Source organism: Streptomyces anulatus, assembly GCF_014650675.1.
Classification (GTDB): domain Bacteria; phylum Actinomycetota; class Actinomycetes; order Streptomycetales; family Streptomycetaceae; genus Streptomyces; species Streptomyces anulatus.
Window position 1 is genome coordinate 136,018 of record NZ_BMVK01000015.1, and the last position, 13,655, is coordinate 149,672.

Annotated in this window: 14 protein-coding genes and 1 riboswitch; of the genes, 12 read left to right on the forward strand and 2 right to left on the reverse strand. The window is 70.2% G+C overall.

Features of this window, described 5'->3' with window-relative positions; translation table 11 throughout:
* Positions 1-356: 356 nt before the first annotated feature.
* Both IE272_RS29630 and IE272_RS29635 read left to right on the forward strand, forming a co-directional pair.
* Positions 357-2,759, forward strand: coding sequence for an immune inhibitor A domain-containing protein (locus IE272_RS29630; RefSeq protein WP_190008884.1), 2,403 nt, complete (start codon positions 357-359; stop codon positions 2,757-2,759).
* A gap of 124 nt (positions 2,760-2,883) precedes the next feature.
* Positions 2,884-3,291, forward strand: a complete 408-nt coding sequence (locus IE272_RS29635; protein WP_190008886.1) for a hypothetical protein — start codon at positions 2,884-2,886, stop codon at positions 3,289-3,291.
* A gap of 31 nt (positions 3,292-3,322) precedes the next feature.
* On the opposite strand, the gene IE272_RS29640 is transcribed toward IE272_RS29635, so the two are convergent.
* Both IE272_RS29640 and IE272_RS29645 read right to left on the reverse strand, forming a co-directional pair.
* Entirely contained in the window at positions 3,323-3,910 is a 588-nt protein-coding gene (locus tag IE272_RS29640; protein ID WP_047176859.1) for an isochorismatase family protein, read from the reverse strand.
* Positions 3,911-4,141: 231 nt separating this feature from the next.
* Complete coding sequence (locus tag IE272_RS29645; RefSeq protein WP_050359675.1) at positions 4,142-5,470, reverse strand: nicotinate phosphoribosyltransferase; 1,329 nt, start codon at positions 5,468-5,470, stop codon at positions 4,142-4,144.
* Between the two features lie 79 nt (positions 5,471-5,549).
* On the opposite strand from IE272_RS29645, the gene clpS reads away from it, so the two are divergent.
* The 10 genes from clpS to IE272_RS29690 all read left to right on the forward strand — a co-directional run bounded on the left by clpS (position 5,550) and on the right by IE272_RS29690 (position 13,592).
* Positions 5,550-5,867 carry an ATP-dependent Clp protease adapter ClpS gene (gene clpS / locus IE272_RS29650; RefSeq protein ID WP_026290599.1) on the forward strand — a complete coding sequence of 106 codons (318 nt, stop codon included), beginning with the start codon at positions 5,550-5,552 and terminating at the stop codon, positions 5,865-5,867.
* Between the two features lie 70 nt (positions 5,868-5,937).
* A complete protein-coding gene (locus IE272_RS29655) occupies positions 5,938-6,549 on the forward strand; it encodes a DUF2017 domain-containing protein (RefSeq protein ID WP_007450616.1) in 612 nt (203 codons plus the stop codon).
* Between the two features lie 354 nt (positions 6,550-6,903).
* Positions 6,904-8,358, forward strand: coding sequence for an amino acid permease (locus IE272_RS29660; RefSeq protein ID WP_190008888.1), 1,455 nt, complete (start codon positions 6,904-6,906; stop codon positions 8,356-8,358).
* Positions 8,359-8,491: 133 nt separating this feature from the next.
* Positions 8,492-8,914: a M67 family metallopeptidase gene (locus IE272_RS29665; protein WP_007450621.1), complete on the forward strand. Its 423-nt coding sequence runs from the start codon at positions 8,492-8,494 to the stop codon at positions 8,912-8,914.
* A gap of 31 nt (positions 8,915-8,945) precedes the next feature.
* Positions 8,946-9,137, forward strand: a riboswitch (cobalamin riboswitch).
* 38 nt (positions 9,138-9,175) lie between these two features.
* Positions 9,176-10,174: an ABC transporter substrate-binding protein gene (locus tag IE272_RS29670; protein ID WP_050359677.1), complete on the forward strand. Its 999-nt coding sequence runs from the start codon at positions 9,176-9,178 to the stop codon at positions 10,172-10,174.
* Positions 10,171-11,211 (forward strand): FecCD family ABC transporter permease, encoded by a 1,041-nt coding sequence (locus tag IE272_RS29675; RefSeq protein ID WP_050359678.1) that lies wholly within the window; start codon positions 10,171-10,173, stop codon positions 11,209-11,211. The genes IE272_RS29670 and IE272_RS29675 overlap by 4 nt, the downstream gene beginning before the upstream one ends.
* Before the next feature lie 58 nt (positions 11,212-11,269).
* Entirely contained in the window at positions 11,270-12,067 is a 798-nt protein-coding gene (locus IE272_RS29680) for an ABC transporter ATP-binding protein (RefSeq protein WP_190008891.1), read from the forward strand.
* Positions 12,068-12,136: 69 nt separating this feature from the next.
* Entirely contained in the window at positions 12,137-12,265 is a 129-nt protein-coding gene (locus IE272_RS39160; RefSeq protein ID WP_256123298.1) for a putative leader peptide, read from the forward strand.
* A 98-nt stretch (positions 12,266-12,363) separates the two neighbouring features.
* A complete protein-coding gene (locus IE272_RS29685) occupies positions 12,364-12,642 on the forward strand; it encodes a MoaD/ThiS family protein (RefSeq protein ID WP_006124874.1) in 279 nt (92 codons plus the stop codon).
* The gene (locus IE272_RS29690; protein WP_007450630.1) at positions 12,642-13,592 is read left to right on the forward strand and encodes a PLP-dependent cysteine synthase family protein; all 951 of its coding nucleotides are present in this window, start codon (positions 12,642-12,644) and stop codon (positions 13,590-13,592) included. Before IE272_RS29685 ends, IE272_RS29690 begins: the two co-directional genes overlap by 1 nt.
* Positions 13,593-13,655: the final 63 nt, after the last annotated feature.

The following is a 13,655-nucleotide window of genomic DNA, read 5'->3' on the forward strand; positions in this document are numbered from 1 at the left end:
ACGACGGTGAATGCCCGACCCGGACCGGTAGTAAGCGTGACCTAACACACGGTACCGGTGCACAGGGGGCGCACGGAGTCACACCTCTCACCAACCGGACGGTGCGACGCGCCTGTTGGGGCGTGGCGAACGGCCCGGTCCGGGCCGCCGGCGTTCCTTTACCGTTCCCATGCCCTTCACATACCGTCCGCATACCGGAAGAGCGCTCCGCATAGTGCACTTGGTCTGTTCAAGTCAAGGTCTGTCTTTTCTCTCATAACTCCGATCGAATGTCGTCACTTGTGACGCGTTTACGCGCGCGGCCCGTTTGATACCCCCCTGGCCGCGGCGCGGACGCCCGGGGAGGACTGCATCAAGTGACCAATCAGAGACGGGCGCTTCGCGCCGCCGCCGTTGTCGTGGCCATGGCTGCGACCGCTGCGACGGCGTCGACCTTCGCCACCGCCCAGGCGCATGACAGCTCATCAGGTTCCGGTGTCTCCACCGTCGACCGCCGTGACCCGGCGCCGGCCAAGGGGCACGCGGAGCACAACCTGGAGGGCCCCTTCAGCGAGGAGCAGGCCGCCCAGCGCGAGGCCGCGCTGGAGCTGGTGCTGTCCGGCGACAAGAAGGTGGCGAACCGGAGCGGCTCCAAGGTCGTCAAGCTCGGCGACAAGAAGTACGTGGAGCTGGGCCGGGAGAAGACCGACAAGATCTTCACCATCCTGCTGGAGTTCGGCGACCAGGTCGACGACACCACCATGTTCGACCCGGACGGCGACGGCCCCAAGCCGCCCGTCGAGAAGTTCGGGGGAGCCCCGGGCCCGGCGCACAACAAGATCGCCAAGCCGGACCCGAAGAAGGACAACAGCACCGCCTGGAAGGCCGACTACAACCAGGAGCACTTCCAGGAGCTCTACTTCGGCGAGGGCAAGGGCGTCAACTCGCTCAAGACCTACTACGAGAAGACCTCCTCGGGCCGCTACTCGGTCGAGGGAGAGGTCTCCGACTGGGTCAAGGTCCCGTACAACGAGGCCCGTTACGGCTCCAACTACTGCGGCCAGTCCAACTGCGCCAACGTGTGGGACGCGGTGCGCGACGGCGTGAACGCCTGGGTCGCCGACCAGCAGGCCAAGGGCCGCACCGACGCGGAGATCAAGGCGAACCTCGCCGAGTACGACGAGTGGGACCGCTACGACTTCGACGGTGACGGCAACTTCAACGAGCCCGACGGCTACATCGACCACTTCCAGCTGGTCCACGCCGGCGAGGACGAGTCGGCAGGCGGCGGCGCCGAGGGCACCAACGCCATCTGGGCGCACCGCTGGTACGCGTACGGCACCAACGCCGGTGCGACCGGCCCCACGGGCAACAAGGCCGGTGGCGCCCAGATCGGCGACACGGGCATCTGGGTCGGCGACTACACCGTCCAGCCCGAGAACGGCGGCCTGGGCGTCTTCGCCCACGAGTACGCCCACGACCTCGGCCTCCCGGACCTGTACGACACCTCCGGCGGCGGCGAGAACTCGGTCGGCTTCTGGTCCCTGATGTCGGCGGGCTCCTGGCTCGGCACCGGCAAGGGCGAGATCGGCAACCTGCCGGGCGACATGACCTCGTGGGACAAGCTCCAGCTGGGCTGGCTCGACTACGACAAGGCCAAGGCCGGCAAGACCTCGCTGCACAAGCTGGGCGTCTCGGAGTACAACACCAAGAACCCGCAGGCGCTCGTCGTCGAGCTGCCCAAGAAGGCCGTCACCACCACCGTCGTCAAGCCCGCCGAGGGTGCGAAGCAGTGGTGGAGCGACATGGGCGACGACCTGTCGAACACCCTGACCCGCTCGGTCGACCTGACCGGCAAGTCCAAGGCCACGCTGGACCTTTCGGGCTGGTACGACATCGAGGCCGACTACGACTACCTCTACACCGAGGTGTCCGACAACGGCGGCACCAGCTGGACCGCGCTCGACGGCACCGCCGACGGCAAGGCCATCCCGCGCGACGCCAGTGACAAGCCGGCCCTGACCGACGTCTCGGGCGCGTACAAGAAGCTGTCCTTCTCCCTGGACGCCTACGCGGGCAAGAAGGTCGACCTCCGCTTCCGCTACCAGACGGACGGCGGCGCGGGCGGCAAGGGCTTCGCGGCCGACGCCATCACCGTCACCGCCGACGGCGCCGCGCTGTTCTCGGACAACGCCGAGGGCGACGACAACGGCTGGACCGCGAAGGGCTTCTCGCGGATCGGCGAGTCCTTCACCCAGGACTACCCGCAGTACTACATCGCGGAGAACCGCCAGTACGTCTCCTACGACGAGACGTTGAAGGTCGGCCCGTACAACTTCGGCTTCTCCGGCACCCGTCCGGACTGGGTCGAGCACTACGCGTACCAGAACGGTCTGCTGGTCTGGCTCTGGGACACCTCCCAGAAGGACAACAACACCTCCGTCCACCCGGGCCAGGGTCTGATCCTGCCGATCGACGCGCACGCGAAGCCGCTGAAGTGGAAGGACGGCTCGCTCCTGCGCAACAAGATCCAGCCGTTCGACGCGCCGTTCAGCTGGTACCCGAACAAGGGCTTCACGCTGCACAACGCGGACGTTCCGCTGTACATCAAGCCCGCCCTGGGCAACCCGGTCTTCGACGACCGCAAGGGCACCTACTGGTACGAGGAGAACCCCACGGGCAGTGTCAAGGTTTCTGACACGAACACCCGCATCTCCATCGTCCAGGAGCCCCGCAACGGCTCGACGATGAGCGTGCTGGTCAGCCCCTCGGGTCGCTGATCAAGTAAAACCGCAGGTCAAACCATGATCGGCCGTCGCCCCCTAGCGGGCGGCGGCCGATCGTGTTTAGGTGCGTCTTGTTCACATCCTTATTGACACGACGTCTCACGGGGGAGCGCGGAGCATGGCAGGCGGAGGTTTCTGCAGGTTGCCGAACGGCACGGTGGTGGTCGCACTGACCCTGACCAGACCGGCCGACGGAACAGGCCCCTGCGGCGGTACGGGAGCGGGGCCCGGGGCCCCGGTACGGGTGCTGGTGCACGCGGCGAACCGGGCGCGCGCCCTGACCAGGCTGCGCAATCTGGGGCTGCGGGCGGTCTATCTGCGCGGCAACGACCGGCCGCCCACGCCGGACGAGGTCACGGCGGTGCTGCACCATCCGGACGGTCTGCTGTGGCGGGCCGCTCCGCAGGCGGGCCCGGCCGCCGGCCTGACGGGCCTCGCGCCCCAGTCGCCTCAGGAGCTGTGGCACCCGATCAGGGCCTTGCTGGGCCCCGCCGGGTACGCCGGACCGGCCCGCCCGGCCGCGTAGGGGGCTGCGCCCGCACGGCGGGGTACGTGTCCTACGGGACGACCGGTGTGCCGGAGAGCTTCACGCCCGCCGTACGCATCTCCGCCAGCGCCCGTTCCGTGGTCGCTCCGGACACGCCCGCGGTCAGGTCGAGCAGCACGTGCGTGACGAAGCCCTCACGGGCCGCGTCCAGCGCGGTGGCCCGGACGCAGTGGTCGGTGGCGATGCCGACGACGTCGACCTCGGTGACCTCGCGGTCGCGCAGCCACTGGGCGAGGCCGATCCCGTTCTCGTCGGAGCCCTCGAACCCGCTGTACGCCGCCGCGTACGCCCCCTTGTCGAACACCGTGTCGATCGCGCCGGAGGCGACGGCGGGCGCGAAGTTCGGGTGGAAGCCGACGCCCTCCGTACCGGCGACGCAGTGCACCGGCCAGGAGTGCTCGAAGTCGGGGCTGGCCGAGAAGTGGTCGCCCGGGTCGATGTGGTGGTCGCGGGTGGCCACCACGTGGCGGTAGCCGGGCTGGGCGTCGCCGATCAGGTCGGTGATGGCGGCGGCGACGTCGGCACCGCCCGCCACCGCGAGGCTGCCGCCCTCGCAGAAGTCGTTCTGAACGTCCACGACGATCAATGCGCGGTGCATGGCGGGTGTCCTTCGGTGGGGGCGGGAGCGGAGGGGGAGGGCGGGAGCGGGTGGGGACCGGAGCGGGGTGGCGCCGGGCGGGACGGGGATGCCGGGGTGTCCGGGTGTGTCCGCGGGTTCGAGCCTAGGCACTGGACCGTCACAATCAAGCCCGTCCGCCAAACCCCCGGTTGCGGACCCGGCCGGTCCGGACGCCGGGGCGGCCCCCCGAGGGCCCGCCCCGGGGCGTTCTCAGGCGTACTCGGTCGGGATCACCGGCTCGCCCCGCGACAGCTGGATCGCCGACATCGGCAGGCCCGCGCGCGCGGCCACGTGCCGTTCCCGGGCGGCCTCCAGGGGCTCCCGCGCGACCACCTCGCCCCCGCGCACCAGCTCCACCAGCAGCGGCCGTCCCGCCGACTCGCCGGGCGCGGGGCCGGTGCCGATCACCTCGGCCTCGGCGACCCCGTGCGCGTCGGTGCGGCGGGCGGCCCACTTGCGGCCGCCCTTCGACGACTTCGCGCCGAGCGACTTCTTCGCCACCGGCACCAGCGGGGCGTCCGGCTCCGCCGAGCCGGCGCGGGCCACCAGCTTGTAGACCATCGAGCAGGTGGGGTGCCCGCTCCCGGTGACCAGCTGGGTGCCGACCCCGTACGCGTCCACCGGCGCGGCGGCCAGCGAGGCGATGGCGTACTCGTCCAGGTCCGAGGTCACCACGATCTTGGTGTCCGTCGCCCCCAGCTCGTCCAACTGCTGCCGCACCCGGTGCGCGACCAGGAGCAGGTCCCCGGAGTCGATCCGTACGGCGCCCAGCTCGGGCCCCGCGATCTCGACGGCCGCCCGGACCGCCTCGGTCACGTCGTACGTGTCGACCAGCAGCGTCGTGCCCCGGCCCAGCGAGTCCACCTGCGCCCGGAACGCGTCGCGCTCGGTGTCGTGCAGCAGGGTGAAGGCGTGCGCGCTCGTGCCGACGGTCGGGATCGCCCAGCGGAAGCCCGCCGCCAGGTCGGAGGTGGCGTCGAAGCCGCCGACGAACGCGGCGCGGGCCGAGGCGACGGCGGAGAGCTCGTGGGTGCGGCGCGCGCCCATCTCGATGAGCCGGCGGCCCCCGGCGGCGGCCGACATCCGCGAGGCGGCGGCGGCGATGGCGGAGTCGTGGTTGAGGATGGAGAGGATCACCGTCTCCAGCAGCACGCACTCGGCGAAGGAGCCCTCCACCCGCAGGATCGGGGAGCCGGGGAAGTAGACCTCGCCCTCCGGGTAGCCCCAGATGTCGCCGCTGAAGCGGTAGCCGGCCAGCCATTCGAGGGTGGGCTCGTCGACGATGTCCTGCTGCCGCAGGAAGCCGATCATCTCGTCGTCGAAGTGGAAGTTCTCCACGGCGTCCAGGACCCGGCCGGTGCCCGCGACGACTCCGTAACGCCGCCCCTCGGGCAGCCGGCGGGTGAACGCCTCGAAGACCGAGTGCCGGTCGGCGGTGCCGGCCTTGAGGGCCGCCTGCACCATGGTCAGCTCGTACTGGTCGGTGAAGAGCGCGGTCGACGGAACGCCGACCCGTCGCCCGAGGTCCGCTGAGTTCATGGCTGGGATGCTACCCCCTATTCGTCAAAGTGACGAGATGTGGGGTCCGTTTGTGCGCGGGGCCCGCCCGGGTGGCAGCATGGGACAGGTGAGCGTTGCTACCCCGCTAGAGATCGAACGTCCCGATTCGGCCGAGGAGACCTTCGCGGTCCCCGAGCCGGACGTCCCGTGGGTGACGCTCGTCCACAATGACCCGGTCAACCTCATGAGCTACGTGACCTATGTCTTCCAGGCCTACTTCGGCTATCCGAAGGACAAAGCCCACCGGCTCATGATGGACGTGCACCAGAAGGGCCGCGCCGTCGTCTCCAGCGGGAGCCGCGAGGAGATGGAACGCGACGTCCAGGCCATGCACGGCTACGGGCTGTGGGCCACCCTCACCCAGGACCGCAACTGACCCCTCCGGGGCTCGGCCCGCCCCCTGCCCCGCCCTCACCCGCCCCGTTCGACCCACCATCGGAGAATCCATGGCCGGCCATTTCGAGGCCACCCCAGGCGGCGGCGCGGCCGTCGCGCTCGACGAGGTCGAGATCTCCATCCTGCGCTCCCTCGCCGTCCAGCTGCTCGAACTGATCGGCCCCGGCGACACGCCCGCGGACGGTGAGGACCCGCTCGCCGCCCTCTTCGCCGAGGGCCCCAGCAAGCCGCCGTCCGACCCGGCTCTCGCCCGGCTCTTCCCCGACGCCTACGGGGGCCCCGACCGCCCCGCCGAGGGCGGAAAGCCGGAGGAGGAGCTGCGCGAGCTGTCCTCCGAGTTCCGCCGCTTCACCGAGAACGACCTGCGCTCCGGCAAGCGGGACGACGCCGTCACCGTCGTCCGCACCCTGGACGCGCTGTCGCCCACCGGGGACGGCGGCGCCGTCCTCACCCTCACCGGCGACGAGTGCCGCAGCTGGCTCCGCTCCCTCAACGACCTGCGCCTGACCATCGGCACCCGGCTGGAGGTCTCCGACGAGGACGAGGGCGGCGAGGGCTCCCTCTACCGGCTCCCCGACACCGATCCGCGCAAGCCCATGGTGATGGCCTACCTCTGGCTCGGCGCACTCCAGGAAACGCTCGTCGAAGCACTTATGCCGTAATGCCGTAATGCCGTGAACGGAGAGGGCGTCCCCCCGCCACATCGGGGTGGGCGCCCTCTCCGTTCGCTCAACGGACGCTCAGATCCGCATAACGATCGCACCAAGCGATCCGGCCTTTTCGTGCCGGACAGAACCCCTTGCCCGCTTTTTCCTGTGTCCTGCGCCACAGAATGTCCCACAGTGCCCCGTGACGGCCGTGATAAATCTTCACGACCGCCCGGGGACGCCACCCCTGTTCCCGGGGGCGCCACAAACCGGCCGAACGCCGGCGGCACTCCATCCATATCCGGGGGGATCAGGACCTGATCCGCAGCCTTGTGAGGCGCGGATCGGCGTGGAGAAAGGCGCATCACCATGACATCGGCGCAGGTCGACGAGGGACAGATCGACAAGGGTCGGCCCGGCGGCGACGCCGGGGACTCCGGGACCAGTGGCGAGGGATACCAGCGCGGTCTGGGCGCTCGTCAGATTCAGATGATCGCCATCGGCGGAGCCATCGGCACCGGGCTCTTCCTCGGCGCGGGCAAAGCCATCGACCGGGCCGGACCGAGCCTCATCCTGGCCTACGTCATCGCGGGCCTGGTCATCTTCTTCATCATGCGGGCACTGGGCGAACTCCTCATGTACCGCCCGGTCTCCGGCTCCTTCTCGGAGTACGCCCGGGAATTCCTCGGCCCGTTCTTCGGATTCGTGACCGGCTGGACCTACTGGCTCTTCTGGGTCGTCACCGGAATCACCGAAGTCACCGCCGCCGCCACCTATATGACGTACTGGTGGAACATTCCCCAGTGGCTGTCGGCCCTGGTGTTCACCGTCATTCTGTACGGCGCCAACCTGATCTCCGTGAAGCTCTTCGGTGAGCTGGAGTTCTGGTTCTCCATGGTCAAGGTCACCGCGATCATCGGCATGATCCTGATCTGCGCGGGCGTCCTCACCGTCGGATTCTCCGACGCCGGCGACACCGCCACCGTCGCCAACCTCTGGAACGACGGCGGCTTCTTCCCCAACGGCATCACCGGCACGCTCATGACGCTCCAGATCGTCATGTTCGCCTTCCTCGCCGTGGAACTCGTCGGCGTCACCGCCGGGGAGTCCAAGGACCCCAAGACCGTGCTGCCCAAGGCCATCAACACCGTGCCGTGGCGCATCGCCGTCTTCTACGTCGGCGCGCTGATCATGATCCTCTCGGTCGTGCCGTGGTCCACCTTCAAGCCCGGCGTCTCCCCGTTCGTGAAGGCCTTCGAGGAGATGGGGTTCAGCGTCGGCGCCGCCATCGTCAACTTCGTCGTCCTCACCGCGGCGCTCTCCTCCTGCAACTCCGGCATGTACTCCACCGGCCGCATGCTCCGCGACCTCGCCCTCAACGGCCAGGGCCCCCGCGCCTTCACCAAGCTGACGAAGAACGGCCTGCCGCTCGTGGGCACCACGTTCTCCGCCGCCCTGATGCTCGTCGGCGTGGGGATCAACTACCAGTGGCCGGGCGAGGCGTTCAACTACGTCGTCTCCTTCGCCACCATCTCCGGCATGTGGGCCTGGATCATGATCCTGGTCAGCCAGATCCGCTACCGCCGCATGGCCGACGCGGGTCTGCTGCCGCAGTCCTCGTTCAAGGCCCCCGGAGCCCCGTACACGAGCTGGTTCGCGCTCCTGTTCATCGGCATGGTCATCGTGATGATGGCGATCGACAAGGACGCCAGGATCTCGCTCTACTGCGCACCGCTGTGGGCGCTCATCCTCTTCGTCTCGTACCGGGCGCTCCAGTCGCGCAACCCGTCGGCCCCGGAGAAGACCTCCGCCGAGACCCGCTGACCCCGGGGGCGGGCCCCACACCGCCCTCCTCCCGGACCGCCCCCGGCCGCCCCAACGGCCGACGGCGTCCAGCATGCGGCCCCCTCCGTACCACCCACCGGTACGCGGGGGGCCGCCTGCATATCCTGGCGCCATGCTGACCATCACCCAGGCGCTCCACGACCAGATCGTCGCCCACTCCCGCGCCGACCACCCCGACGAGGCGTGCGGAGTGGTCGCGGGCCCGGCCGGGACGGACCGCCCCGAGCGCTTCATCCCGATGCTCAACGCCGCCCGCTCGCCCACGTTCTACGAGTTCGACTCGGCCGACCTCCTCAAGCTCTACCGCGAGATGGACGACCGCGACGAGGAGCCCGTGATCGTCTACCACTCGCACACGGCGACCGAGGCCTACCCCTCCCGCACCGACGTCACCTACGCCAACGAACCCGGCGCCCACTACGTCCTGGTCTCCACCGCCGACACCGACGACGCAGGCCCCTTCCAGTTCCGCTCGTACCGCATCGTGGACGGCGAGATCACCGAGGAAGACGTGCGGGTCGTCGAGGCGTACTGACCCACCAGGGACCCACCAGGGTGCCCCCGCAGGGCCCCCGCACGGGTCTGGCACACTGCCCCCAGACCCAATCAAGGCAGCAGGAACCAGGAAGCCGGTGCGAATCCGGCACGGTCCCGCCACTGTGACCGGGCCCCCTCCCACGCGGACGACTCCCCAGCGGACGACGTCGCACCGGAGGGCGGCCCGGAAGTCAGGAACTGGCCCGCCGCCTTCTCGCATCGACCAGGGGACGCGGAAATCCCCCGGAGAGGCCTCGCCATGTCCCGGCGCACCCCCGCGCTCATAGCCGCCGCCGTGCTGCTCCCGCTCGCCCTCACCGCCTGCTCCTCCTCCGACGGCGCCACCACCGCCACCGGGGACAAGGCCGCGGCGAAGAGCGACGGATTCCCGTACACCGTGAAGAACTGCGGTGTCACCACCACGTTCAAGGCCCCGCCGAAGCGCGTCGTCACCATGAACCAGCACGTCACCGAGATCATGCTGGAACTGGGCCTGAAGAAGTCCCTCGTCGGCACCGCCTACCTCGACGACCAGGTCCTGCCGAAGTACGCAGAGGACTACGCGTCCGTCCCGGTCATCGCCAAGGAGTACCCCTCCTACGAGCAGGTCCTCGCCACCAACCCCGACTTCGTCTACGGCGGCTACGGCAGCGCCTTCACCGCAGGCGACGGCCGCAGCCGCGAGGCGCTGAAGAAGTCCGGCATCGAGAGCCGGCTCAACACCGAGAGCTGCACCAAGGGCGACCAGCCCATGGACACCCTCTACGAGGAGATCCGCGAGGTCGGCCGCACCTTCGGCGTCACCGACCGCGCCGAGGCCTGGATCAAGCAGGCCAAGGCCGACAACGCCGCCACCGCGAAGAAGCTCGCCGACCTGAAGCCCGTTTCCGTCTTCGTCTACGACAGCGGCGACAAGACCGCCTTCACCGCTGGCGGCGAAGGCATCGGCAACGAACTGATCGAACGGGCCGGCGGCACCAACGTCTTCGCCGACCTCGACAAGCCCTTCGGCGACGCTTCCTGGGAGAACGTCGTCGCCCGGAAGCCCGAAGTCATCGTGATCTACGACTACGGCGCCACCACCGTCGAACAGAAGAAGAAGCGCCTCCTCACCGACCCGGCCCTCGCCGACGTCCCCGCCATCAAGAACAAGCGCTTCGCGGTCATGCCGCTCTCCGACGCCGTCCTCGGCGTCCGCGTCCCCGCCGCCGTCGACAAGCTCGCCGCCCAGCTCCACCCGGGGGCCACCACCCCGTGAGCTGCCGCACCCCCGCACCGCGGCGGCTGCTCCGCTACACCCTGGTGCTCGGCGTCCTCGCCGCGCTCCTCGCCGCCGCCGTGCTCGCCGCACTCGCCCTCGGCTCCGTCCGCATCCCGCCCGGCCAGGTCCTCGACATCCTGACCGGGCGGGCGGACGCGAGCCCCTTCCGCACGATCGTCCTGGACGTCCGGCTTCCCCGGGTGCTGCTCGGCATCGTCGTCGGCGCCGGACTCGCCGTCATCGGCACCGTCCTCCAGGCCCTCGTACGCAACCAGCTCGCCGACCCGTTCCTCCTCGGCGTCTCCTCCGGGGCCTCCACCGGCGCCGTCCTGGTGATCGTCCTCGGCATCGGCGCGACCCTCGCCACCACCGTCACCATCCCGGCGGCCGCCTTCGCGGGCGCGCTGCTCTCGCTGCTCCTCGTCTACACCCTGGCGCGCGGCGGAGGCGGCCTCACCACCAACCGGCTCGTCCTCGCCGGGGTCGCCGTCTCCTACGTCCTCTCCGCCCTGACCAGCCTGATCCTGGTCACCTCCGCCCGCGCCGACCACCTCCAGGAAGTCCTCTACTGGACCCTCGGCGGCCTCGGCGCGGCCCGCTGGGACATGCTGGCGCTCCCCACCGTCACCCTGGTCGTCGGCACCGCCGTCCTCCTCACCCTGGCCCGGCCGCTCGACCTGCTCCTGGTCGGGGAGGAGGGCGCGACCGTCCTCGGCCTCGACACCGCCCGCTTCCGGGCCGCCGTCTTCGTCCTCGCCTCCCTCATGACCGGGGCGCTCGTCGCGTACAGCGGGGCGATCGGCTTCGTCGGGCTGATGGTCCCGCACATGGCCCGGATGGCCGTCGGCGCCGCGCACCGCGCGCTGCTCCCGGTCGTCGCCCTCGGCGGAGCGGTGTTCCTGGTCCTCGCCGACCTGGCCGCCCGGACGCTCGCCGCCCCGCAGGACATCCCGGTCGGCGTCCTCACCGCGCTGACCGGCGGCCCGTTCTTCCTCTGGATGCTCCGCCGCCGCCCCGAAGGAGCGCCCGCATGAAGCTGCCACGCGTCGAGGGAGTCCGCCCGACACATCCGTACGCGCGAGGAGCCCGCCCGTGACCACCCTGCGCACCGAGGGCCTCTCGTACGGGGTCGGCGAGGGCCGCCACCTCGTCGACGCCGTCGACCTCACCGCCGCCGACGGCGAGACCGTCGGCCTCGTCGGCCCCAACGGCAGCGGCAAGACCACCCTCCTGCGCTGCGTCTACGGCACCCTGCGCCCCACCCACGGCCGTGTCCTCCTCGACGGCGACGACCTCGCCACCCTCCCCGTGAAGGCCCGCGCCCAGCGCATCGCCACCGTCCCGCAGGACGGCCACGCCGGTTTCGAGCTCACCGTCGGCCAGGTCGTCGCGATGGGCCGCGCCCCGCACAAGCGGTTCTGGGAGGCGGACACCGCCGCCGACACCGCCCTGGTCGCCGAGGCCCTCGCCCGGGTCGGCATCGCCGCACTCGAACCCCGTACCTTCGCCTCCCTCTCCGGCGGCGAACGCCAGCGCGCCCTCGTCGCCCGCGCCCTGGTCCAGCAGCCGTCGCTCGTCGTCCTGGACGAGCCGACCAACCACCTGGACATCCGCTACCAGCTGGAGATCCTCTCCCTGGTCCGCGAGCTCGGCACCACCAACCTCCTCGCCCTGCACGACCTCAACCTCGCCGCGTACTACTGCGACCGCCTGTACGTCCTCAAGGACGGCCGCGTCGTCGCCTCCGGCACCCCGGAAGAGGTCCTCACGGCCGAACTGCTGGGCGAGGTGTACGGCGTCGCCGCCGAGGTCAGCACCCACCCGAAGACCGGCGCGCCCACGGTCGTCTACCTGCCGGAAGGTCTCGCCCGCCCCACGTTGCCCGCATAGTGGTCACTCACCATCCACTATCTGATATGACACTCGGGTTTCCGCACAGGGAATCGATACGATGCCCGCATGGTTCCCCATGACGTGAGCAACAAGACGCCGGGCACGCTGCTCGTCGCGCGGCTGCACGTCGACCTGTGCAGGCTCGCCAGCGCGATCTGTCCCACCCGCAGCCTGCCCGTGAGCCGCCCGGCCTGAGCCGCGGTCCGCGCGCCCACCCACACGCACCACCCCCTGCGCGGGGGCAGAAACGCGCGCCCCACGCCACCTCCACGCTTTCGACAGGAGCCCACGCCATGGCCATCGAGGTCCGCATCCCGACCATCCTCCGCACCTACACCGACGGCGCGAAGGCCGTCGAAGGCAACGGGGACACCCTCGCCGACCTCTTCGCCGACCTGGAGAGCCGCCACACCGGCATCCGTGAGCGCATTGTCGACGGCGAGCAGCTCCGCCGCTTCGTGAACGTCTACCTCAACGACGAGGACGTCCGCTTCCTCGACGGCATCTCCACCAAGCTCAGCGACGGCGACAACGTCACGATCCTCCCGGCCGTCGCCGGCGGCATGCGCTGATGCGGTACGACTCCCCGCTGGCGGCCGTGGGCAACACACCTCTGGTGCGTCTGCCCCGGCTGTCCCCGTCCGAGGACGTCCGGATCTGGGCCAAGCTGGAGGACCGCAACCCCACCGGCTCGATCAAGGACCGCCCCGCGCTCCACATGGTCGAACAGGCGGAGAAGGACGGCAGGCTGACACCCGGCTGCACCATCCTGGAGCCCACCAGCGGCAACACCGGCATCTCGCTCGCCATGGCGGCCAAGCTCAAGGGCTACCGCATCGTCTGCGTCATGCCGGAGAACACCTCCCAGGAGCGGCGCGACCTGCTCGCCATGTGGGGCGCCGAGATCATCTCCTCCCCGGCCGCGGGCGGCTCCAACACCGCCGTCCGCGTCGCGAAGGAACTGTCGGCCGAGCACCCGGACTGGGTGATGCTCTACCAGTACGGCAACCCGGACAACGCGGGCGCCCACTACGCCACCACCGGACCCGAGATCCTCACCGACCTCCCGTCCATCACGCACTTCGTCGCGGGCCTCGGCACCACCGGCACCCTCATGGGCGTCGGCCGCTACCTCCGCGAGAACCGCGAGGGCATCCAGATCGTCGCCGCCGAACCGCGCTACGACGACCTGGTCTACGGCCTGCGCAACCTCGACGAGGGCTTCGTCCCCGAGCTCTACGACGCCTCGGTCCTCACCACCCGCTTCTCCGTGGGCTCCGCGGACGCGGTCACCCGCACCCGCGAACTCCTCCAGCAGGAGGGAATCTTCGCGGGCGTCTCCACCGGCGCCGCCCTCCACGCGGCGATCGGCGTGGGCAACAAGGCGGTCAAGGCGGGGGAGAGCGCCGACATCGTCTTCGTCGTCGCGGACGGCGGTTGGAAGTACCTGTCGACGGGCGTCTACACGGCGGAGACGACAGAAGCGGCGATCGAAACCCTCCAGGGCCAGCTCTGGGCGTGACCCCGCCCCCGGTCCCATCCAGCCCGTCCGGCGCTTGGGGACGTCTCTCAAGCCCCTCCGGCG

Excerpts from the sequence above, each read along its gene's own strand:
- clpS (WP_026290599.1), top strand. The coding sequence starts at position 5,550 with ATGGGACAGGTGAGCGTTGCTACCCCGCTAGAGATCGAACGTCCCGAT.
- IE272_RS39160 (WP_256123298.1), top strand. The coding sequence starts at position 12,137 with ATGGTTCCCCATGACGTGAGCAACAAGACGCCGGGCACGCTGCTCGTC.
- IE272_RS29635 (WP_190008886.1), top strand. The coding sequence starts at position 2,884 with ATGGCAGGCGGAGGTTTCTGCAGGTTGCCGAACGGCACGGTGGTGGTC.
- IE272_RS29655 (WP_007450616.1), top strand. The coding sequence starts at position 5,938 with ATGGCCGGCCATTTCGAGGCCACCCCAGGCGGCGGCGCGGCCGTCGCG.
- IE272_RS29645 (WP_050359675.1), bottom strand. The coding sequence starts at position 5,470 with ATGAACTCAGCGGACCTCGGGCGACGGGTCGGCGTTCCGTCGACCGCG.
- IE272_RS29660 (WP_190008888.1), top strand. The coding sequence starts at position 6,904 with ATGACATCGGCGCAGGTCGACGAGGGACAGATCGACAAGGGTCGGCCC.
- IE272_RS29665 (WP_007450621.1), top strand. The coding sequence starts at position 8,492 with ATGCTGACCATCACCCAGGCGCTCCACGACCAGATCGTCGCCCACTCC.
- IE272_RS29690 (WP_007450630.1), top strand. The coding sequence starts at position 12,642 with ATGCGGTACGACTCCCCGCTGGCGGCCGTGGGCAACACACCTCTGGTG.
- IE272_RS29685 (WP_006124874.1), top strand. The coding sequence starts at position 12,364 with ATGGCCATCGAGGTCCGCATCCCGACCATCCTCCGCACCTACACCGAC.
- IE272_RS29640 (WP_047176859.1), bottom strand. The coding sequence starts at position 3,910 with ATGCACCGCGCATTGATCGTCGTGGACGTTCAGAACGACTTCTGCGAG.
- IE272_RS29670 (WP_050359677.1), top strand. The coding sequence starts at position 9,176 with ATGTCCCGGCGCACCCCCGCGCTCATAGCCGCCGCCGTGCTGCTCCCG.